The organism is Streptomyces sp. NPDC017448, assembly GCF_044330565.1.
In the GTDB taxonomy this organism is placed as follows: Bacteria; Actinomycetota; Actinomycetes; order Streptomycetales; family Streptomycetaceae; genus Streptomyces.
In genome coordinates this window covers 15,158-37,109 of the sequence record NZ_JBIRLM010000015.1, presented here as the reverse complement: position 1 = coordinate 37,109, position 21,952 = coordinate 15,158, and the positions used below count along the sequence as shown (strand labels likewise).

Below are 21,952 nucleotides of genomic sequence, written 5' to 3'. Positions count from 1 at the left end.
TTGGGTGTCGCGTCACGGTCCGGCCCCCACGGCGCCCGCGCAGCGTTCCGGCCAGGGGCCGGCGCCCGGGGGCGTCGCGTCGGGTCCGGGCGCGACGGCATCCAGCCGGGCGAGCACGGCCCGATCCCCTTCGGGATCGGGCGCGGCCGTCTCGGCAGGTCCGGTCAGTTCACGCAGATGGATCTGTACGCCGGGCTGCGCGCGGCGGACGGCCAGCACCCGGAAGAGCGTCCCGGGGGCGAACACGACCTCCTCCGGCCCGCGTTGCTCGGAGAACTGCCGCACGCGGCGGCCGGCCACCGACCAGATGACGTAACTGTCGCCCGGCGGTGGTGCGGTGCCGGGATCCAGCCGCACGGTGCTCAGCAGCGCCGCGTCCCGCAGCAGCGTCCCGGGGCGGGGCGGAGCGGAAACGCCTCCGGAAGCGGCGGGACCACCGCCGGTGCCGCGCATCACCGCGCCCCGGTAGGACGGCATCCGGTTCAGCGCCGAGGCCACGCAGGCGCCGTACGGCATCAGGTCCAGCTCGCGGTCGCGCAGACTCCGGGTCAACGCGCCGTGGCCGAGTGGCCCTTCGGGGAGGTGCAGGTACATCCGCAGCGCGATGAGATCGGCGCGGGCCGCCTCCTGCTCCTTGCCGCGCAACGCGGGCATCCGGGCGAGCGCACGCGCGACGGCCGCGCCGTGCCGGTCCCACATCTCGCCCGCGAGCGCGCGGAAGGCGGTCCGTTCGGCCTCGGAGCTGCGGTGCCCGGGGCCCAGCAGGACCGGGGGCAGCGGCGTCGGAGGGACGTCCTCGCCCGGGTCCTCGGCGCTGCGGCCGGTGCCCGCCGGGCCGGGGCCGCTCTCCGCCGGACCGGGGCCGGGGCGATCGGGAACGGCTCGGGCTTCCGGTACGGGCGGCAGCCGGACGGCGCCGGAATCCGAGGAGGCGGTCGAGGTGATCGGCGCCGTCGCGGGCGCCGGGTCGTCGCCCGCGACCGGTACCCCGCGCGTCCCCGGTCCCGGGGACGCCGGAGCGGGCTCCGGAGCGCGCACGTCCGTGCCGGCCGTGCGGGAACCCGGCACGGGCCCCTCGGCGGGGCGCGGTCCGGTGGACGGTTCCGGGGCCCCGGCGGATGCCGGATCGGCCGCGGCGGACGGCTCCGCACCGTCGTCCTCCGCCGGGGCCCCCTCCTCCGCTCCCCCGGAGCCGGGCGGCCGGGGCGGCTCACCGTCCGCTCCCGGCCCCTTCGGGCCGGCGGCGGGGGCGGCTGCGGCGTCCCCGCCGCCTCCGGCCCCGTCCGCCGCTCCCGCACGGCCGGGCGCTTCCGGTCCAGGGGGCCGGGTGGGGTCCTCGTCGGGACCGGCGGTGGCGGTGTCCGGCCGCGGAGCGTTCGCATCCGGCTCCCGTCCTTCCGGACGGCCTGCGGGGCCGGGGTTCCGATCGGGCGCCGGGGCCGGAGCCGCGGGGGCGGCACCGGGGCCGCTCGCCGGGGCCGTCCCCGGGGAGCGGGGACGCCCGGCGAACCCCGTCGGAACGCGGTCGTCCGACCAGTCGAACGTCTCCGCCCGCCGCTCCCGCTCCCCACGCGCCGCACTCCTGCCGGACGCGCCCGAGGCGCCCGGCCCACCGGGCGTGCCCGACACCGCGGACGCGTCGGGTGCGCCGGTCGTACCCGTGGCGCCCGCTGTACCCGCCGTATCCCTGGCCCCCGACATACCCGGCGTACCCGTGGCCGCCGGCATACCCGGCGTACCCGTGGCCGCCGCCGTACCCGACGCGGCCGAAGGCGCCGGCACACCGGGCGGGAAGGACGTGCCGGACGTGCCCCGCGTCCCGGGCGCCGCCGCCTCGCCCGGTCCGCCGGACGTACCCGCCCCCGGTGCGGCGTGCGTCTCCGTGCCCGCCTCCGCACCAGCGGTGGCGGGCTCCCCGGGCTGCCGTGCCCGGTCGGCCCCCGCGCCCCTGCCACCGGTCCTCACCGGAGCGGCGGGGGCGGTTCCGGAGGTCCGTCCCGGCCGGTGGGGAGCCGGGGCCCCGGGCCCCTCGGCCGGGCGCTCCGCCGGTCCGGCCGACGCCGGGCGCTCGGGGCCCCGTGCGGGGGCGGCCGGTGACAACGATGCCGGTGCGGGCGCGCCGACCGCCTCGGCCCGGGCGGGCCGGCCCGCGGTCGTCGGGCCGGCCCGGAGCGGCGCCGGGGCGGCGTGGCGCAGGGTGCGCACCCCGTACCGGGCGGCCAGCCGCCGCAGTTCGCGTCCGCCGTCGCGGGCCACCCCGTGCACGTGGAGGGTCGCGCGCCCGCGCAGGTCCGGCGCCAGGGCTTCCAGGACGTTCGACAGGACCGGCCACAGCGAGGCGTCGAGGAGTTCGCCCGGCCTCCCCAGCTCGATCACCGGGCCGCCCGGGTCCACCGGACGTGCCGTGAGGGACGGCTCCGGGCCGCCGCGCGGGCCCACCCGCATACCGGCCCGCGTCACCGTGAGCTGCCAGTCCTCGCTCAGGCCGACCACCCCCTCCTCCGGGCGTGCCGGTCCCGGCAGCGGAGGGCTCCAGCGCAGCAGCCGGGGCGGCCGGGCACGGCCCTCCGCGTCGGGCGGGCCGCACCTGACGGCGTCCACGAACGGTATCCACGTCGGCGCGCCGTCCGGCGAGGCCAGGACCGATCGCACGGAGTACGTCCCCAGCGGCCCGGCGGCCGCGACGAGCGGCAGCCCGGTCATCACTTCCACCTCGACGTCCAGCCGGTCGGCCACCGACTGCGCCAGCGGGAGCAGGTCGCGCCGCCCGCCGGGCACGAGCCGCACGGCGACCCGCACGTCCTCCGGCAGGGCCTCCAGCACCTCGGCGACCTCCTCGGCCGAGACGTCCTCGCCGAAGGGCACGCCGACCACCACGGCCAGGCGCCGGGGGTCGACCGGTACGGCGTGGTAGAGGTCGCCGGGCCGGGCCGGCGCGGCCCCGGAGGGACGCACCAGCACCCCGGCGGGTATCTGCTCGACGACGCAGCCGCCCGCCATGGCCGAGGGCAGGCCGCTCAGCGCGGACTGCCAGGACGGCTCCGGGCTGCGCGGGCCCAGGGGTTCCGGTCGCCGCCCCGGCGCGAACCGCCACCAGCCGCCCGTCGACGGGCGCCGGCCGGCGCCCTCGGCGGGCGGGACGAAGAGGGAGCCGCCCGGCACGACGAGCGGCGGTCCGTCCGGCGCCTCGACCTCGATCCGCCAGGCGTCGGCGATGCGGCGCGCGGTGGCGGGCCGGCCCTCGGCGTCGTGGCCGGCCCCCGCCATGACGAGCCGTACGCTCCCGTCCCCCGACTCGCCCAGCGTGTCGAGCAGTTCGCTCAGCTTCGACCAGAAGGCGGCGGAGCCGGCCCCCTCGGCGCCCGCGACGACGGTCACGGTGCCCTCGTCCGCGCCCATGGTGCGGGCCAGGTCGGCGACGTCGGCCGGGGCGAGCGTGTCGTCGGAGAAGGTCCGCAGCAGCAGCATGCCGTCGTGGTCCTCGACCAGGAACCCCTCCCCCGTCCCGTCGTCCGGTCCGGTGGAGGCGGCCGGGACGGCGTCGGCGCGGTCGCGCCCGGCGCCGGTGTCGCGTCTGCGTGCGAAGAGCCCGCCCCTGCCCCTCATGCCCGGGCCTCCGTCGCGGCGGAGGACGCGGCCGGGGAAGCGGCCGAGGAGGCGGCGGCTTCCTTCGGGGCAGGCAGTTCGGTGGCGGCCCGGTCGGCTCCGGCCGCGCCCGCGGCCGGCGGTTCGGCGTCGGCCGCGCCGGTGGCGAGCCGTTCGGCGTCGGTCACGTGGACCGCCCGGATGCGCGGCGCACTCGTCCCTTCCGGGCCGTCCGTGCTCACCGGCCGGGCCTCGCCGCGTTCCTGGGCGGCGATCTCCTCGGCCAACGCCTCGGTCTCCATGATCATCCCGGCCGGCCCGGTCGGGTTGACGTAGAGGGAGTGCCCCTCGGGCAGCCCCGCGACCACGTCGGCCACCGGGACCAGCCGGGCGGCGAGCGATCCGAGGGCGCGGAGGTGGGCGGGGCTGGTGAAGACGGGCACCACGGGGTCGCCCTGGGCCGAGCGGAGCGCCGCCGGTTCGCCGCCGGGGCCGATGAGCACCGCGACCTTCGACGCGGCCAGGGTGCGCAGGACCTCGCCGGCCGGTCCGTAACCGGTCACGGCGCGCTGGACGGCGGATTCCACCGGGTCGGTGGCCCTGGGCCAGCCGAGCGCAGCCGGGGAGGGGCGGTAGCGGTCGTTGTCCTCCCACGCCACGATCGTCCCCGTGGAGTCCGTACGCCACCGGCCGGGAACCGCCCAGTCCGGCGGTGCGCCCTGTCCCGCCCACGCGGCGTCGGGAACGCTCAACCAGCGGCCGGGCAGCTTCCGGGCCGCCTCGACCACCTCCGGGGGCGGCTCGGGCAGCGGACCGGTCGGGTCCGCCGGTCCACCGTTGGTCAAGACCGCTTCTGCCGCCGGGGGTTCCGACGCCGGTACCGCCGGGTCGTCCTCGGCGGCGGGGAGGGGCTCGGGCCCGGGCGCCGGGGGTATCTCCGGGGCGGACCTGTCGACGTACTCACTCACCGGCGGCCACTCCAAGAACAGAAGACACGAGCCATCGTTGCGAACTCACCCTCATCAGTTGACAGTCCGTGGGCGCGGGCCGGCGGGCGGGGCTCCCTCGGCCGTGGGGCGGGGGGCCCGGCGAGCGGGCGGCAAACGGAATCCCCGCCCGGGCGACGAGACCGCTCACGGGTGAACCGTACCCGCACGAAGCGGAGTTCGAAGAGGGAGATCCGCGTCGTCCCGCCCTCTCCGCCGCCCGGCCCCGCCGACGCCGCCGGGACGGGCGGCCGGGGCCCGCGGGCTCAGCCCTCTCCCCGGAAGAACTCGGGCCGGGCCTCGGCCGGTCCGGGCGGCCGGAGGGCGGCCCCGGGGCCGTCCCCCGCCGCCGGCGCGGGGGGCCACGCGTCGGCCTCCTCCAGGCGCGCGAACTCCTCCAGCTCGGTCCGGGCCGCCAGCAGGGCGCTCGCCGTGACGAGTTGGCCGACCGGGGCGGACGAGCTGAGGACCAGGACTTCCTTCCCCTCGGGCAGGCGGTCCAGAAGGTCGGGGACGAGCATCGTCTCGTGCGGCGGCAGCCTGTCCCGGTCCAGTTCCGGTGAGGTCGAGAAGACGGGGACGGCCTGGGTGCCGTCCTGCGCGTCGGTGACGGCGAGGCCGCCCTCGTCGTCGAGGCACACCGCCACTTCGGCGTCGGCGACCATCAGGGCGAACAGGTCCTCCGAGGCGTATCCGGTGGCGACCAGCTGCACGGCCGCGTCCACGGGGCTGACCGGCGGGGCCCAGCCGTACGCGTCGGGCGAGGGACGGTACCCGGCGTTCTCCTCCCACTCCACGATCTCGCCGTGGGCGTCGCTGCGCCAGCGCCCCAGGATCGCCCAGGAGGGGGCGGGTTCGTCCTCGTCGCCGCTCCAGTGCCGGTCGATCACGGACAGCCAGTGGCCGGGGGCCGCCCTGGCGGCCTCGACGTACTCCTCGGGCGGCTCCCGGAACCCCGGCCGGCCCCTCAACACGGCGGACGGGCCTCCCTGTACGCCGGAAGGGCGCGGGTCCGGGGCGGCGGGTCCGCCGGTCGTCTCCGCGTCGGCGGTGTCGTCGTTCATGGGCTCCTCGCTGCGATCAGGCACGGGCGTCGTCCAGTATGCGGCGGATCCGGTCGGCCAGGCTGCCGGAGGGGTCCTGACCACGGGCCCGGAACCAGGCGGTGACCAGCAGCTCCAGCCGGTCCTCCGTCAGCGGCCCGGAATCTGAAGGGGATGCGGGTCCGAGCGCCGCCAGGACGCGCAGGGCGTCCTCCAGGACGGCGTGGTGGCGCCGCTCCCACGCGGCGGCCTCAGGACCGGACGGCCGGGGCCGGGGGTGCTCGGGGTGCGCGGCCTCCCCCGGACCCGCGAGCGGCGGGCCGGCGGGCGGCGGGGCCAGGACGGATTCCGGCGCGGAGGACAGGGCCTCCACCACCTGGCCCAGCCGTGCCACGGCGTCGGCGGGCGGGCCGCCGGCCCCCTCCGGGGCGGCGACCGGCGGGCGGTCCGGACCCTCCGGGGCCCCGGCCAGGTAACGGTCCCCGTCGAGCACCAGCAGGGCGGTGGGGGCCCCGCCGCCGCGCTCGCCGTGGTACGTCACCCCGCCGTCCGGGCCCGCCACGGCCACCGTCACGCCGAGCCCGCGCGCCGCCGCCGCCGCGAGCGGGCCCACCGGCAGGGCCGGCGCCCCGTCCCCGTAGGACGGGTCGGCGAGCAGCACCCTCAACCGCTGTACGGGGGTCAACTCCACCCGGGAGGCGGGGATGCGGTCGCCCAGGAGCAGGGCTTCCGTGCGTACGGAGAGGCTGAGGGAGGCCCCGACCCGGTCCAGGAGGGCCAGCGGGAGGTCGCGGTCCGCGGCCAGTCGCCGCACATCCTGCCCGGCCACGTCGTCGGCGGTGACCTCGCCCTCCAGCCAGCCGCGGAACTCCTGTGCCGTTCCGACGCCCGCCTCCCCGAGCGCGCCGCCCGCCACCGGGCGCACGGCGAACAGCAGGGCGTCCACGGCCCGTTCGCCCTCCCCCGGCACCTCGTGGAGGGCGAGGGCCGCCCCGTCGAGTACGGCGGTGTCCGGCCCGGTGCGCCGGAAGCTCTCCCTGGGGTCGGAGGGCTCGGCGGAACCCGGGAGTTCGGCGGGCCCCATGAGCTCGGCGGAGCCCGGGAGTTCGGCGGAATCGGGGAGTTCGGTGATCCGCGGCGATGCTCCGGTCTTCACGGCCGGGCCGGGCGTCCCCGTCGCGGGCCCCTGGGCCGGTCGCCGGGGCCTCCAGACGGTCCTGGACCACTGCCCCAGCTTCTTCTCCCGCAGGGCGGTGATGCGCAGCGGGTCGAACGGGTCGTCCTCGACGAGGTCCAGCGGCCCGGAGTAGCCGAAGGCGGTGCGGCCGGTGCGGTCGGTGAACGGCTGGGTCCGCTGGGCGTCGCCCTCCGTGAAACCGGCCATCGGGAAGACGACGGGGACGTCGACGCCCGCGTCCGTCACCAGCGGGGCCAGGTCCAGCAGCGCCCAGAGCTCCTCGTCGGGAACGGGCAGCGGGGCGTGGCCGGGCAGGTGGATGACGATGCCGCCGTCGGCCGCCCGGACCCCGGTCCAGATCACCAGGGAGGCCCCGCCCGGCTCCGTGGACCTCCACAGGGCCGGGTGGGGAAGGGTGAGGACGTCGCTGCCGGCCTTGACCCGCGCGTACCACTGTCCGCTCTCCACGCCGTTCGGGGCCGGGCGTCCGCTCCAGTTGTAGCCGGTCGGTTCCGTCCCGTCGGTGAGGATCTGCCGGAGGGCGCCCCGTTCGCGGAGGTGGTGGGCGGCGAGCAGGTGCGGGTCGGTGATGTCGATCCGGCGTGCGTGGGCCCGTACCGCGAGGAACGTCAGCTCCGCCGTCGTCTCCTCGGTCCACGCGTCCGTGTCCGCGAGGTGGAGGGCGCGGCGGCCCAGCTTCTCCTGCTGCGCCGGGTCCATCCGGAACAGGACCAGGTCGACGGCGGCCGCCATCGCCCAGAAGGCTCGGGCGATGTCCTTGGGGCGCAGCGTCACGGGTTCGGGGAGCCCCACCGCGTCCCGGACGAGCTCCGTGCCCTCGCTGCCGGAGAGTTCGTCGGCGGTGTACGTCAGCGCGGTGTCCGGGAGCATCCCGGCGAGCGTGCTGTCGGGCCGCAGGTCGATCTGCTGCCGTGCGGCGTCCAGAACGCTCAGGTAGGCGTCCCGGCCCGGGGCGTCCCCGCCCACGCGCCGGGCGAGGAACGTCCACAGCTCCATCCGGAACGGGGTGAACCGCCGCATGCCGGGGTCGTTGGCGCGCAGGGCCTCCAGCGCGGCGATGCCCCTCAGCACCCGCTCGTACCGGCCTCCCGGCGCTCCCCGGTCGTCCTCCACGTCGTGGCCGAAGACCAGGCGCAGCGCGCGGACCAGCCGCAGCGTGGCCGTCCGGACTTCCGGCGGCACGGTGCCCGGGTCGCCGTGCAGGCCCGCGACCACGGCCAGGCGGTCCAGTTCGGCGTCGGTCGGTTCGGGCCGGACGCGTACCACGCGGCCGACCACGCCGCCGGGGGTGTCCTCCAGCAGGTAGGAGTCGTCGTCCAGCCCCGCGGTCAGGGTCGGTCCCTCGACCTCCAGCCGGCTGGCGTTGGCCGTGTGCTGGATGAGGGACACCTCGTCCAGCGGGTCCTCCACGGGCGGTGCCGGGCGGCCCTCCTGCGGTTGGTCGAGGGGGTGGCCCGGCGAGGCCGCGTAGCAGACCTGCAGGCCGATCCGGTGGCCGGGCGGCAGCTCGTGGACCTCGCGCAACCCGCCGATGTACCGCCCGGCGTCGGCGGCGTTCAGCCATACCGCCGAGCCGTCGCGCAGGACGATCTCCAGCGCGCCGGGGGAGCCGTGCCCGTAGTAGGTGTAGACGGCCGGGTCCGGGGTGTACGGCTCGCTGCTGACGACCTGGTCGCCCAGGGTGGTGGCCGCGTAGTGGAGGCGCTGCCGCCGGTGGAAGAGTCCGCGCAGCATCCTCTCGCGCTGGTCCAGGTCGTCGCCGACCGAGACCCTGCCGTAGCGGGCGCGGCGGTCGAAGACCAGGGGCCGGGTCGCCACGTCGCTGTCGCGGAAGGTCCTGCCCTCGACCGAGGTCCACTGCCGGTCCTCGAAGGGCGCCGGCGCCGCGGGCGGGTCGAACGGCACCCAGTCACCGTGCCAGCCGGCGGGGTCGTGGACCGTCATCGTCGGGATGCGGGCCCGGAGGGCGGAGTCGTGGCGGAGCCGCCCGTCGCCGCTGGGCGCCCACACCCGTCGGCCCAGCCGGGCGGCGACCGCGCGCACCGGCTCCAGGTACTGCGAGCCCGCGTACGGGATCGCCAGGACCACCGGCACGTGGAGCGGCAGCGCGGCCAGTTCCGGGTCGCCCGCCAGCTTCTCGGCGAACGCCTCCGGGGTCAGCCCCCGGGCGTCGAGGGCGCTGTCCCCGACCAGGTACGCCTCCCCGCCCCACGGGGCGGGCTCGTCCGGCTCCCGGGTGCTCCCCCCGTCCACGGCCTCCCGTACCCGGTCGGTCCGCACCCGGTCGGTCCAGGCTCCCGTCAGGTCGCGTCCGAGGACCGCCCCGGCGTCGTCCCGCAGCACGGTGGCGGGGTCCTGGAAGGGGTCCGTCCCCAGGTCGGCCGGGGTCGGCGGCCCGAAGAAGGTCAGGTGGTCCCGGCCGGGGACGGTCGGGCCCGCGAACTGGCGGGCTGCGGCGGCCCAGTGGCCCGGGGCGCCGGTCTCCGGGTCGGGCAGGGTGACGATACCGAGCAGGGCCCGGGGGCTCGGGGCGGTGAGCGCCATCGGGGCGCTGTATCCGTAGGCGGGGCGTCCGGTGCGCTGGGAGAACCGCCGCACCAGCTCCGGGCTCAGCGCCCCCGGCCCGGTGGTCAGGAACAGCACCGGGATGCCGAGGGGGAGCGTGCGCAGCGCGGGGGCCAGCTCCAGCAGGGCCAGCAGCTCGTTCTCGGTCACGGGGACGGGGCCGCGGCCGGGCAGGTGGAGGACGGGGGCGCCGGACGGGTCGGCCTCGATGACGGTGAGGACGGGCATGGGCTTGCCGGGGCCGGTCCACTCCGGTGTGAGCCGCTGGGTGGTCGTCCCGTCGGACCGGTGCACGGCGCCCCAGTCGATTCCGGCGGGGGCGGTGGCGCCGGACCAGTTGACGCCCTGGACGTTGGGCCCCTGCCGCAGCAGCGCCGCCGGGGAGAAGGCGCCGCTCTCCGCCAGGTGGAACGCGGCGAGCAGGTCGTGGTCGGTGGCGTCCAGGCCCCGCGCGATCGCCTTGGCCGACACCGCCCACACGGCTTCCTGCCGGGTCCGGTCCCAGGCGGTGGCGGCGTCGAGGTGGAGGACCTTGCGGCCCATGGCCTCCCGGGCGGCCGCGGTCATGGGGCGGAACAGCTGTGCGGCCCGTGCCGTGGCCCAGAGGGTGGACGCCACGTGGCGCGGGGTGAAGGCCGCCTGGGGCGGCAGCGACTGCACGTGGCGGATCATCTGCTCGCCCGCGCCCGTCAGTTGCTTCAGGGTGATCTGGAGCGCGGGCGAGGGCACGGCGTCGGTGAGCCGGGCGGCGGGGTCGGCCGCGATGCGGGCGGCCGCGTGGTCGAGGAGGGCCTGGTATCCGGCCTGGTCCGGGGCCCGGCCGGTGTGCTCGCGGACGAAGAAGTCGAACAGGTCGCCGCGGAACGGGGTGAAGGGGCTGATCGCGGTGTCGTTGGCGCGCAGGCGTTCCAGCGCGCCGATGCCCTTCAACGCCCGTTCGTAGCGCCCGCCGGGGGTGGAGCGGTCGTCCTCGATCCCGTTGCCGAAGACCGTCCGCAGGGCGCGTACCAGCCGCAGCGTCGCCTCCCGGGTCTCGGGCGGCACGGCGTCCGGGGTCCGGTGCAGTCCGGCCTCGCGGGCCAGCCGGTCCAGCTCGGCGTCCAGCGGTTCGGGGCGGCGCAGGACCCTGCGGCCCCGCTCCCCGTTCGCCGCTCCCATGGCGGAGCGCTGCGTGGCGTCCAGGCCGGTCATCCGGGTGGAGCCGTCGGTCTCGCGGCGGGTGAGGTTGGCGACGTGCTGGTCGAGGGGGACGTCGCCCAGCGGGTCGTCGACGTGCGGGACGGGGGCGAACGACGGCTGCTGGTGGGCGGGGTCGCCGTCCGAGGCGCTCCAGCAGACCTCCAGGTGCATGCGGTGGCCCGGCGGCAGCTCGCGGACCTCGCGCAGCCCCGCGATGTAGGCGGCGGCCTCGCGCTTGCCGAGCCAGACGGTCCGGCCGTCGCGGAGCGGGAGCTGCATCCGGCCGGGTTCGCCGTGGCCGGCGTAGACGTAGACGGCCGCGTCCATGGCGACCGGTTCGGAGGCGGTTTCCTGGGCGCGGGAGCCGGCGGGCGTCCAGTGGACGAGCCGCCGCATCCTGCGCAGGGCGCGGAAGTTCTGCTCCCGCCGCCGCATCCCGTCCTGCCGGTGGACGGCCATCCTGCCGAACCGCTCGTGGTCCTCGTCGGCGAGCGGGCGCGTGACGACGTCGCTGTCGCGGAACACGGTGCCGTCCAGCGCCGTCCACGTCCGGTCGGCGTACGGCCCGGACACCGGTGACGGGGCGACGGACACCCACGCCCCGACCGGCGCGTCGGGGTCGGCGTCCACCGTCACCGGGACGTGGGCGTCGCCGGTGCCGTCCGGGACGATCCGGCCGAGCCCGCTGGGCCCCCATACGGTGCGGTCCAGCCGGTCGGCCACCGCCCGGAGCGTCTGCTGGTAGCGGTCGCCGGTGTACGGGACGGCGAGGACGACGGGCACGTCCTTGGGGAGCTTGGCCAGTTCGGGGTCGGCGGCCAGCGCGTCGGCGACCGCCTCCGGGCCCAGGACCCGGCCGTCCGACAGCAGCACCCGCCCGTCCTCGCCGTCCGCGCTGACCACGTACGCGGTCTCCGGCCACGGGGCCGGGCCGGTCGCGACGACCTTCGGGGCGGCGCCCGGCCGCTTCTCCACGGTCCGCAGCGTCCCCGGCAGGACGCGGTCGACGCTCGCCCGGGTCCAGTTGCGGCCCTGCGCGTCCCCGGACGGGCCGGTCAGCAGGGTCTTCGGGGCCAGCAGCGGGTCGTTCGGCCCGGTGAACGTGCCGGACGCCGGGGGCGGCGCGGCGGCGGTCGGCGCGGTGGCGGGGGCGGGGCCCGTGGGGGCGGGTGCGGTGCCCGTGGGGGCGAAGAAGGCGGGGCCGGCGGGGTCGGCGGGGGCCGTGTCCCAGGCGCGCACGCTGTGGTGGAGCGGGGCGATCGCCTTCCCCGACAGCTCCAGGTCGACTCCGGCCGCCCCGGCGGCGGAGAGCAGCAGGAACTGCAGGGCCACCGGCAGCGGCGGCTCCACCTGGCCGTTGGCGGCGAAGTACGCGCTGACCGCGGTACGCAGGTCGCTCCAGGTGAGCGGGGTGAGGACGCCGTTGGCCGCGCGGGTCCGCTCCAGCGCCCAGAAGCCGCGCAGCAGCGCCTCGAAGGCGTTCGCGTCGTTCTCCAGCAGGGGGCCGTAGACCAGCCGGATCGCCCGGACCCAGCGCAGGACGTCCGGCGCCCGGCCCCGGTCGCCGGTGACCTGCTCGGCCCACCGGCCGCGTTCGGCGCTCGACGGCTCGGGGCGGAACCCGGCCCACCAGTCGCCCTCGGCCAGCTGCCAGCGCGGTCCGGCCAGCTGGTCGGCGGCCACCAGGAACGCTTCCGCGCCGCTGCCGGTGGTCCAGACCCAGCGGTCCAGGCCGTTGGCCAGGATCTGGCCGGCCAGCGGCGTCTCCAGCGGATCGAGGGGCGGCGGGCCCGCCAGGTCGGCCCCCGTCACCACGACCGGCCGCTCGGGGGCGAGCGCGGTGAGGTCCCCGTCCACCGCGTAGAGGAAGTCCACGATCCGGGCGTAGTCGAACGCCGCGTCGGCGCCGTCGGTCAGGGCGAGGAGCGCGCCGCCGGGGCCGCCGCGCAGCCCGACCAGGTAGGCGTCGTCGAAGGGCAGGGTCTGGACCGGGCTCTCCAGGGCCACCGGGCCGGGGCGCACATAGGTGAAGCCGACCACCTCGGGCAGCAGGCCGTACGTCTGCCGCAGTCCGTCCTGCCAGGCGTGCAGCGGCAGGGAGGACGTTCCCACCGGCCTCTCCTGCGCGTCGCGGTGCCGGATCGCCATCACGCGGTCCAGGAGGACGCGGGAGCCGTCCATCGCGACCACTTCCGCGTACCACGGCATGACCGGCGGGGTCCGCACCGGGTCGCTGAGGACGGCCAGGGCGTCGCGTGCCGCGCCGAAGATCTCCCGGGCCCTCGCCTGCCCGCCCGGGGGGATGTTCGGCAGCAGCTCGTACGCCTCCACGAGCGCGGCCCGCAGAGCCAGGTGGGCGGGGTGGTCGGCGGGCAGCGGCCGGCCCAGGGCGTACGCGCCGAGCGCCAGCGCGACGGCCCGGCCCTCCCACTCGGTCAGCGGCCTGCGGGTGGCGCCGCCGACCTGCGGGATGCCGGCCCGTGCCGCCACCACCAGGAAGCCCGCGACGCCCTGCACCACCGGGTTGTCCACGATCCGCCGGACGGACTCGCGCAGCACGTCGTCGGGGAGGGGAGCCCGGGAGCCGAGGGCGCGCTCGTAGGCGGCGCGGCTGAGGGCGGACAGCTCGGTGACGGCGCGCTGGATCTCCTCGGGCGTCATGAACTGGCCGGTGTAGCCGAAGTGCCGCAGCTCCGCGAGGACCAGGGGGACGGCCAGCCGGCCGTCGTCGGTGTCCAGGGTCGGGTAGTCGCCGTCGTCCATGCCGACGGCGTAGCGCTGGCTGATCGCCTCGCCCCGGGAGGTGCGCCCGGTGAGGACGGCCGTCCAGTGCTCGCGGGGCGTCGGCACCTCCGTGCCGGCGGTGTCGAAGAAGGCGGGGTCAGCGGGCAGGTGCGGGGCCAGCCGATGCCGGAAGAACTCCAGCAGTCTGCCCAGCTGCTCGGCGGCTTCGGCGGAGAGCTGGTCGTGGCGCTCGTCCAGGAACGCCCGGGCGCGGGGGCGCAGCGCCCGCAGGATCCGGTCCAGGGCGTTGCGCGAGGCGGCGGGCAGGAGGTTCTTGATCAGCTCCGGATCGGTTCCCGGCGGGCGGGCGTGGTCGAAGACGTCGCCGATCGGCGCGGCCACCATGTTCTGGAAGCCCAGCCATCCGTAGCCCCACACCTCGTCGATCTCCGGGACCGCCGCGAGGAACGGGGCGATGTGGCTCTCCACGGCGGCCGTGCCGAGGACGTGGTTCGCGTACGTCGTGATGAGGGCCTGGCCGAAGCTCCGGGCGCCGGCGATCGCGGTCTCGAACTTCGGGACGGTCAGCCGCTGGTGGGCGATGTCCTGGAGCTCCCGGAGGCCCACGGTGGGGTAGCCGAGGGTGAGCTGCCCGTAGGCGGTCCGGTCGAAGCCCTCGGGCGCGGGGTTGACCGCCGTCTTCAGGCCTACCTCGGTGAACGTCCAGCCGCCGAGCGGGCCCAGCATCTCGGTGAGCGGGACGGCGGCCTGCCGCTCGTCCGGCAGCCTTCCCACGGCACGCGCCCGCTGCAACTGGGCCATGCCCTCCTCCTGGGACTGCCGGCGCTCCCCCGGGAGTACGGCCATGGGGTCGAGGACGAACTCGCCGATGACGAAGTTCCGCCGGATCGGGCGCGGTTCACCCGGGGCCACCCGCGGCTCGTTGACGTGGAGGAGGCCGTCGGCCGTCATCCAGAAGCCGCGGCTGTCGGTGACGAGCGTGATGCCGGGGCCGTGGGCCAGGACCAGCGTCGCGGAGTGGCGGCCGGGGATGTCGAGGAAGAGGTCGCGGCGCTCCTCGACCTCCAGGCCGATGGCGCCGTAGCCGGGCTGGACCGCCGCGTCCAGCCCGGCGAGGGCGGTGGAGGAGGACGGGGAGAACTCCGGCAGCGCGTGGGCCAGGGCCTGACCGGCGGGGCCGACGACCACGGCCCGGGCGTCGGACGCCGCGACCGCCGGGGGGAGCGACGACACCTGGCGGCCGGTTCCGGCCGCCAGGTCCACCCACACCACGCCGCCGCGTCCGCCCAGGTGGTAGGCCGCCCAGGCGTGCCCGGTCGCCGCTCCCTGACGGCGCGCCAGGACGAAGGCCGCCGCGCCCGGGCCCTGGGCGGCGACCGCCCCGGCCACCGCGTCCCACGTCCGGACCCGGCGCCACCCGGCGCCCACCACCAGCGACGATTCCGCCACGGGTACGCCGATCACCGAGTCGTCCACCGTTCCGGCCGGGCGCACGCCCTGCGGGAACAACGCGCCGCGCAGCGCCCCCAGCAGCACCAGGCACCGTTCGGCCGTCAGGCCGCGCAGCGGCTCCCGGCCCGTCACCCGGGGCACCAGCGCGGCCAGTTCCGCGCGGCTGAGCGGCGGCGGCGGTACGGGGGCCTCGGCCCCGGTCAGGCTGCGCGGCGCCGTGAGCGCGGTGGTGGACGGGGGCGCGGCGGGGGCGGTGGGCGGCTCCGTCTCCGGTACGGAGGTGAGCCGCGCGGGCGGCTTCGGCGAGGAGAACAGGGCGTCGCCGTACGGGGCGGGCACGAGGACGCTGGAGTTCAGGCCCCGCAGCCACGCCTTGTGCCAGACGCCCTGCTGCCCGCCCGCCGTTGCGGGCCGCCCGATCAGCCGCAGCGGAGCGGGCGCGGCGTCCGGCGGCGGGGTGGTGGGGGCCACCGTCAACGCGCCGCCGTAGGACCAGCCGTTGCGGGCGGTGCGCTGGGAGAACGCCTCGGACAGCGCGGCCGCGCGCCCCGCGCCGCTGCCCGCGCCGGAGAGCACGAACAGCACGGGCACGCCGAGCGCGACGGTGCGCAGCGGCGGGGCCAGGTCCAACAGGGCCAGGAATTCGCGGTCGGCGACCCGGAGGGGCCGCATGCCCGGCAGGTGGAGGACCACGAAGCCGTCGGCGTCGGTGTCGGTCCACGCCACCAGGGCGTCGGCGGGCTCGCCCTCGGCGGTCCACGGCGCGCGGAAGTGCTGGAGCGGGGCGCCGTCGTCCCCGGTCTCCTGCCGGCCGACGACCCGGAGGTCGATCCCGGCCGGCGCCGGGGTGCCGCTCCAGTTGAACCCCTGGAAGCCCTCTCCGGACCGGAGGTGGTGGGCGGGGCCGAACGCGCCCCGGGAGGCGAGGTGGAAGGCGGCCAGGGTGAAGAAGTCCGCCGGGTCGAGCCCGGCGGCGACGGCCTGGGCCGTCAGCACGTACAGCTGCTGCTTCCATGCCGGGGCCCACTGCTCGTCGGGGAACAGGTGCAGGACCCGGCGGCCCAGCTTCTCCGTGAACGCCTCGTCCCGGCCCGCCATCTGCTGGGCGGCGCCCGCCATCGCCCAGAAGGCCCGCGTCACGGCGCGCTTGGTCACCGGGACGTTCTCGGGCTGCCGCAGCACGTTCCGGACGAGCGGTTCGCCGAACTGCGTGACCTGCCGCACCGCGTGCTGGATCGCCGGATCGCCGATGGCCTCGCCGAGGGCGGCCTCCGGCTTCCGGTCGAGCAGTCCGGCGGCCAGGTCCAGGACCTTGCGGTAGTCGTCGGGGCCCGGGTTCTTCCCCCCCGCCCGCTGGGCGATGAAGGTCCACAGCTCCATGCGGAAGGGGGTGAACCGGCTGAGCGCCGCGTCGTTGGCGCGCAGGGTCTCCAGGGCGCCGATGCCCTTGAGCAGCCGGGCGTGCAGGGCCTTGTCCTGCTCGGCCTCGGGGCCGAGGACGAGGCGCAGGGCCCGCACCAGGCGCAGGGTGGTCGCCCGCACCTCGGGCGACGCTTCCCCGTCGTCGGTGTGCAGGCCCGCGGTCCGGGCCATCTCGTCCAGCTCGTGCGGCAGGGGTTCGGGGACGACCCACCTGCGCCGCCCGACGACTCCGCCGGGGGCGTCGTGCAGGATGTGGGCGTCGGTGTGGAAGCCGCTGCTCATCAGCGACCCCTCGGTGACCCGGCGGCTCGCGTTCGCCGTGTGCTGGGCGAGGGAGACCTCTTCCAGCGGGTCCTGGACGGCGGGCGCGGGGCGGTTGTCCAGCTGGGGCAGGGCCGGGTTGCCCGCCGCGTCGCTCCAGCAGACCTCCAGCTTCATCCGGTGGCCCTCGGGCAGTTCGGTGACCTCGGGCAGTCCGCCGATGTACCGTCCGCCGTCCGCCGCGCCCAGCCACACCGTCCGGCCGTCGCGCAGGGCGAGTTGCAGGCCGCCCGGCAGCCCGTGGGCGACGTACACGTACGCCGCCGGGTCCGGGGTGCGGGGCTCCTCGCTGATCAGCGCGGTCCGGCCGCCGGATGCCATCAGGTGGACCTGTTTCCGGGCGCGCTGGTAGGACCGCATCAGCTCCTCGCGGCCCCGGACGTCGTCCGCGTGCGACATCCGGCCGAACCGCTCGTTCCGGTCGGAGACCAGGGGCCGGGTGAGGACGTCGCCGTCGCGGAAGGTGGTGCCGTCGAGCGCCGTCCAGACGCGGTCCGGGAGCGGTGCGACCGCCTTCGTCGGCCGGAACGGCACCCAGGAGCCGAGCGGCTGGTCCGGCCCGTGGTCGATGAGTGCCGGGACGTGCTCGCGCTTCTTGTCGCGCACCAGGCGGCCGTCGCCGCTGGGCGCCCACACCGGCCGCTCCAGCAGGTTGGCGACCGCCCGCAGGTAGGCCAGGTACCGCTCGTCGGCCAGGTGCGGGACGGCCAGGACGACGGGGACGTCCCCGGGCAGCTTCGCCAGCTCGGGGTCGGCCGCGAGTTCGGCCGCCAGCTTCTCCGGGTCCAGCGTCCGCCCGTCGGGGAACCGCACCCCGTCCGGGCCGCTCCCGCCCCATACGACGTACGCGGAGTCGCCCCAGGGTGCGGCCTCGTCCGTGCCGGCCTTCTCCTCGGGCGGGGTGCCCGGCCGCTCCTCGTACACCCGGACGCGTCCGATGCGCAGGCGGCGCACCTTCTGGCCCGTCAGGTTGCGTCCGCGCGGCGCGCCCGAGGCGTTGGTCATCAGCGTCCCGGGCGCCAGGAGCGAGCCGGCCGGGGACGGGTCCTGCTCGCCGATGCCCAGGGAGGCGATGTCCGGCAGCCGGCCGGCCTTCCGGTCCGACGGGCTGAAGACGATCAGGTCGCCCGTGCCGGAGGCGGCCGGGGCGGCGCCGGTCTGCCGGGCCGCGCGGGTCCAGACGCCGGGGGCCTTGGTGGCCGGGTCGGTCAGCGCGAGGATGGCGAGCGGCGTGGCGGGGTCGCCGGAGGTGAGCATCATCGGCGCGCTGTACCCGTAGGCGGGGCGTCCGGTGCGCCGGGAGAACCGCTGCACCAGCTGGGGGCTCAGCGTGCCCGGGCCGGTGGTCAGGAACAGCACGGGGTGCTTCAGCGGGAGGGTCCGCAGCCCCGGGTCGCTCTCCAGCAGGGCCAGGAACTCGTTCTCGGTCACGGGGAGGGGCGTGCGGCCGGGCAGGTGCAGCACGATCCGGCCGGCCCCGTCGACCTCCACGACGTTCAGCATCGGCATCGGCTTGTGCGGCCCGGTCCAGGCGGGCTGCACCGGGCGGAGGCTGCTGCCCTGGGGTCCGAACACCATCTGCCGCACGCTGCCCCAGTCGACCCCGGCGGGCATGGCGGTCCCGGACCAGTTGACCCCCTGGACGTTCGCCCCCTGCCTGAGCAGGGCGGGCTGGGAGAACGCGCCGCTCTCCGCGAGGTGGCGGGCGGCCAGCACGTCCTGGTCGCCGGGGTCGACGCCTTCCGCGATCGTCTTGGTCAGCAGCGCCCACAGCGACTCCTGCCGCGAACGGTCCCAGGGCGTCGCGGCGTCGAGGTGGAGCACCTTGCGGCCCATCGCCTCGCGGGCGGCGGGCGTCATCGGGCGCAGCAGCCGGGCGGCGCGGGCCGTGGCCCACAGGGTCGAGGCGGTCAGGCGGGGGGTGAACGGGGCGGGGGCGGGCAGCGACTGCACGTGGCGGATCATCTGCTCGCCCTTGTCCGCCAGTTGCTGGAGGGCGATCCGCAAGGACGGCGCGGGCACCGCGTCGGTGAGCGCGGCGTTCTCGTCGGCGTCGATCCGGGCCGCGGCGAAGTCGAGCAGGTCCACGTACCCGCGCGGACCGGGGGCGCGGCCGGTGTGCTCCTGGACGAAGAAGTCCAGCAGGTCCAGCCGGAACGGGGTGAGGTGGGCGATCGTCCCGTCGTTCGCCCGCATCCGCTCCAGCGCGACGATGCCCTTCATGACCCGCTCGAACCGGCCGTCCGGCCCGCCCCGGTGGTCCTCGAACGTGGTGCCGAACACGGTGCGTACCGCCCGGACCAGCCGCAGCATCGTCTGGCGCGTCTCCGGGGGGACCGGGTCCGGGCCGCGGTGCAGTCCCGTGTCCCGGGCCAGGGCGTCCAGCGCGGGCCCCAGCGGCTCGGGGCGGCGCAGGACCCTGCGCCCCCGTTCGCCGGTGGCCGAGGCCAGGACGATGCGCTGGGTGTCGTTGAAGCCGGTCTGGCGGGTGGAGCCGTCCGTCTCCCGGCGGGTGAGGTTGGCCACCGCCTGGTCGAGCGGGACGTCCTCCAGCGGATCGTCGACGTGGGGCGTCTCCCCCAGGTAGGGGTACTGGCGGCGCGGGTCGCCGTCCGAGGCGCTCCAGCAGACCTCCAGGTGCATGCGGTGGCCCGGCGGCAGCTTCCGTACCTCGGGGAGGCCCGCGATGTACGCCGCCGCGTCCCGCTTCTCCAGCCACACCGTCCGGCCGTCGCGCAGCGGGAGCTGCATCCGGCCGGGTTCGCCGTGGCCGGCGTAGACGTAGACGGCGGGGACCGGGGAGACGGGCTCCGAGGCGACCGGCTCGTTCTCGGTGCCCGCGTCGGTGCCCGCGGGCAGCCGGTGCGACAGCTCCCGCAGCGTACGGAACCTCCGGAGCCGCTGCGCCCGCCGCCGCAGCCCGTCCTTCTGCTCGACGGCCAGCCGCCCGAAGTGCCGGTGGTCCTCGTCGGTCAACGGCACGGTGAGGACGTCGCTGTCGCGGAACACGGTGCCGTCCAGCGCCGTCCACGTCCGGTCGAGGTAGGGCCCGGTCGCGGTCGAGGGTTCGACCGGCACCCAGTCGCCGACCGGGGCGTCCGCGTCGCGGTCCAGCAGCGCCGGGACATGGGCGCCCGACCCGTCCGGGACGATCCGGCCGAGCCCGCTGGGCCCCCATACGGTGCGGTCCAGCCGGTCGGCCACCGCCTGCAGCGTCTGCTGGTAGCGGTCGCCCGTGTAGGGGACGGCGAGGACGACGGGCACGTCCTTGGGGAGCCTGGCCAGTTCGGGGTCGGCGGCCAGCGCGTCGGCGACCGCCTCCGGGCCCAGCTCCCGGCCGTCCGGCAGCAGCACCCGGCCGTCCTCGCCGTCCGCGCTGACCACGTAGGCGGTCTCCGGCCACGGGGCCGGGCCGGTCGCGACGACCTTCGGCGCGGCGCCCGGCCGCTTCTCCACGGTCCGCAACGTCCCCGGCAGGACGCGGTCGACGCTCGCCCGGGTCCAGTTGCGGCCCTGTGCGTTTCCGGACGGTCCCGTGATCCTGGTCTTCGGGTCGAGCACGGGGTCGCTCGACCCGGTGAACGCGTCCGACGCCGGGGCGGGCGCGGGCGGGGCCGGTACGGACGGCTGTGCGGCGGGCGGGGCCGGTACGGCCTGCTGTGCGGCGGGGGCCGGGGCGAAGAGGGACATCTCCTCGTCCTGGTCGGTGACGTCCTCGACGACGCCGCTCGCGGTGGCCGTGTCCCAGGCGCGCACGCTGTGGTGGAGCGGGGTGATCGGTGTTCCCGAGAGCTCCAGGTCGACTCCGGCCGCCCCGGCGGCGGAGAGCAGCAGGAACTGCAGGGCCACCGGCAGCGGCGGCTCCATCTGGCCGTTGACGGCGAAGTACCCGCTGATCGCGGTGCGCAGGTCGCTCCAGGTGAGCGGGGTGAGGACGCCGTTGGCCGCGCGGGTCCGCTCCAGGGCCCAGAAACCCTGGAGCAGCGTGGGGAGGGCGGCGCCCTGGTCGTCGACGGTGGGGCCGTAGACCAGCCGGATCGCCCGGACCCACCGCAGGACGTCCGGCGCCCGGCCCCGGTCGCCGGTGATCCGCTCGGCCCACCGGGCCAGTTCGGGGGTGGTGGGCTCGGGGCGGAACGCGGCCCACCAGTCGCCCTCGGCCAGCTGCCAGCGCGGTCCGGTCGGCCCGTCGCCCGGGGCGAGGACGGGTTCGATGCCGCTGCCGGTGGTCCAGATCCAGTGGCCCAGGCCGTTGGCCAGGATCTGGCCGGCCGGCGGCGTCTCCAGCGGGTCGGCGGACGGCGGGCCCGCCAGGTCGGCCCCCGTCACCAGGACGGGTCGCTCGGGGGCGAGCGCGGTCAGGTGGCCGTCGAAGGCGAAGAGGAAGTCCACGATCCGGGCGTAGTCGACGACGGCGTCGGTGCCGTCGTCGAGGGCCAGCGCGGCGGCGGCGGGGCCGCCGCGCAGCCCGACCAGGTGGGCGTCGTGGAACGGCAGGGTCTGGACCGGGCTCTCCAGGGCCACCGGGCCGGGGCGCACGTAGGTGAAGCCGACCACCTCGGGCAGCAGGCCGTACGTCTGCCGGCGGGCGTCCCGCCACTCCTGGTCGGGGCGGGAGGAGATGCCCAGCGGGGCGCCGTCGGGGGCGCGGTGCCGGACCACGAGGACCCGGTCCAGAAGGACGCGGGAGCCGTCCACCGCGACGAGTTCGGACGCCCACTCCAGCGGCGGCGGTGTCCGCTCCGGGTCGGCCAGGATCTCCAGGGCGCCCTGGGCGGCGGTGACCATGGCCCGGAGCCGGGGCCGGTGCGGCGGGGGAAGCGTCTCGACGGCGTCGGACGCCTCCTGGACCGCCGTGCGCAGCGACCGGTGCAGGGGGTGGTCGGCGGGCAGCGGGGTTCCGAGCGCGTACGCGCCCAGCGCGCGGGAGATCCGCTGGCTCTCGCCCACCGGCATCAGGCGGCGGGCGGGGCCCGACGGCTGGGGCAGGCCGGCCATGAGGACCATCTGCACGAAGTGCGCGAGCCCGCGGACGGCGTCGTTGTCCAGGATGCGGTTCAGGGACGCGGTCAGGACGTCGTCGGGCAGCGGGGCCCGCTGCGCGAGGGCCCGGCGGTAGGCCTCGCGGCTGAGCTCCGACAGTTCGGCCACGGCCTGCCGGATCTCCTGCGGCGTCATCAGCTGCTCGCCGTCGTAGGCGAAGTGGCGCAGCTCCGTGAGGACCAGCGGGATGTCGAGGCGGCCGTCGTCGGTGTCCAGGACCGGATACCGGTCGTCGTCCATGTCGACCATCTGCTTCTGCGTGACGGCCTTCCCCTCGGAGGTGCGGCCGGTCAGCACGGCGGTCGTGTGCTCGCGCGCGGAGGGGACGTCGCCGATCGTCGCGTCGAAGTAGCCCGGGAAGAGGGGCTGGTCCGGGGTGATCGTCCTGCGGTACAGCTCCAGCAGCCGTCCGA

4 protein-coding genes (1 of these 4 only partly in view) are annotated in these 21,952 nt (G+C 77.0%); all 4 read right to left on the bottom strand.

Annotation, left to right across the window (positions count from 1 at the left end):
• Positions 1-12: 12 nt before the first annotated feature.
• The gene (locus tag ACH4K1_RS22930) at positions 13-3,606 is read right to left on the bottom strand and encodes a hypothetical protein (protein ID WP_398091141.1); all 3,594 of its coding nucleotides are present in this window, start codon (positions 3,604-3,606) and stop codon (positions 13-15) included.
• Positions 3,603-4,430: a type VII secretion system-associated protein gene (locus ACH4K1_RS22925; protein WP_398091140.1), complete on the bottom strand. Its 828-nt coding sequence runs from the start codon at positions 4,428-4,430 to the stop codon at positions 3,603-3,605. The genes ACH4K1_RS22930 and ACH4K1_RS22925 overlap by 4 nt, the downstream gene beginning before the upstream one ends.
• A 407-nt stretch (positions 4,431-4,837) precedes the next feature.
• Positions 4,838-5,635, bottom strand: a complete 798-nt coding sequence (locus ACH4K1_RS22920; protein ID WP_398091139.1) for a type VII secretion system-associated protein — start codon at positions 5,633-5,635, stop codon at positions 4,838-4,840.
• A 16-nt stretch (positions 5,636-5,651) separates the two neighbouring features.
• On the bottom strand, positions 5,652-21,952 hold the 3' portion of the coding sequence (locus tag ACH4K1_RS22915) for a lonely Cys domain-containing protein (protein WP_398091138.1). 15,109 nt of this gene lie beyond the right edge of the window; the window shows 16,301 of its 31,410 coding nt (coding positions 15,110-31,410); the start codon falls outside the window, past its right edge; its stop codon occupies positions 5,652-5,654.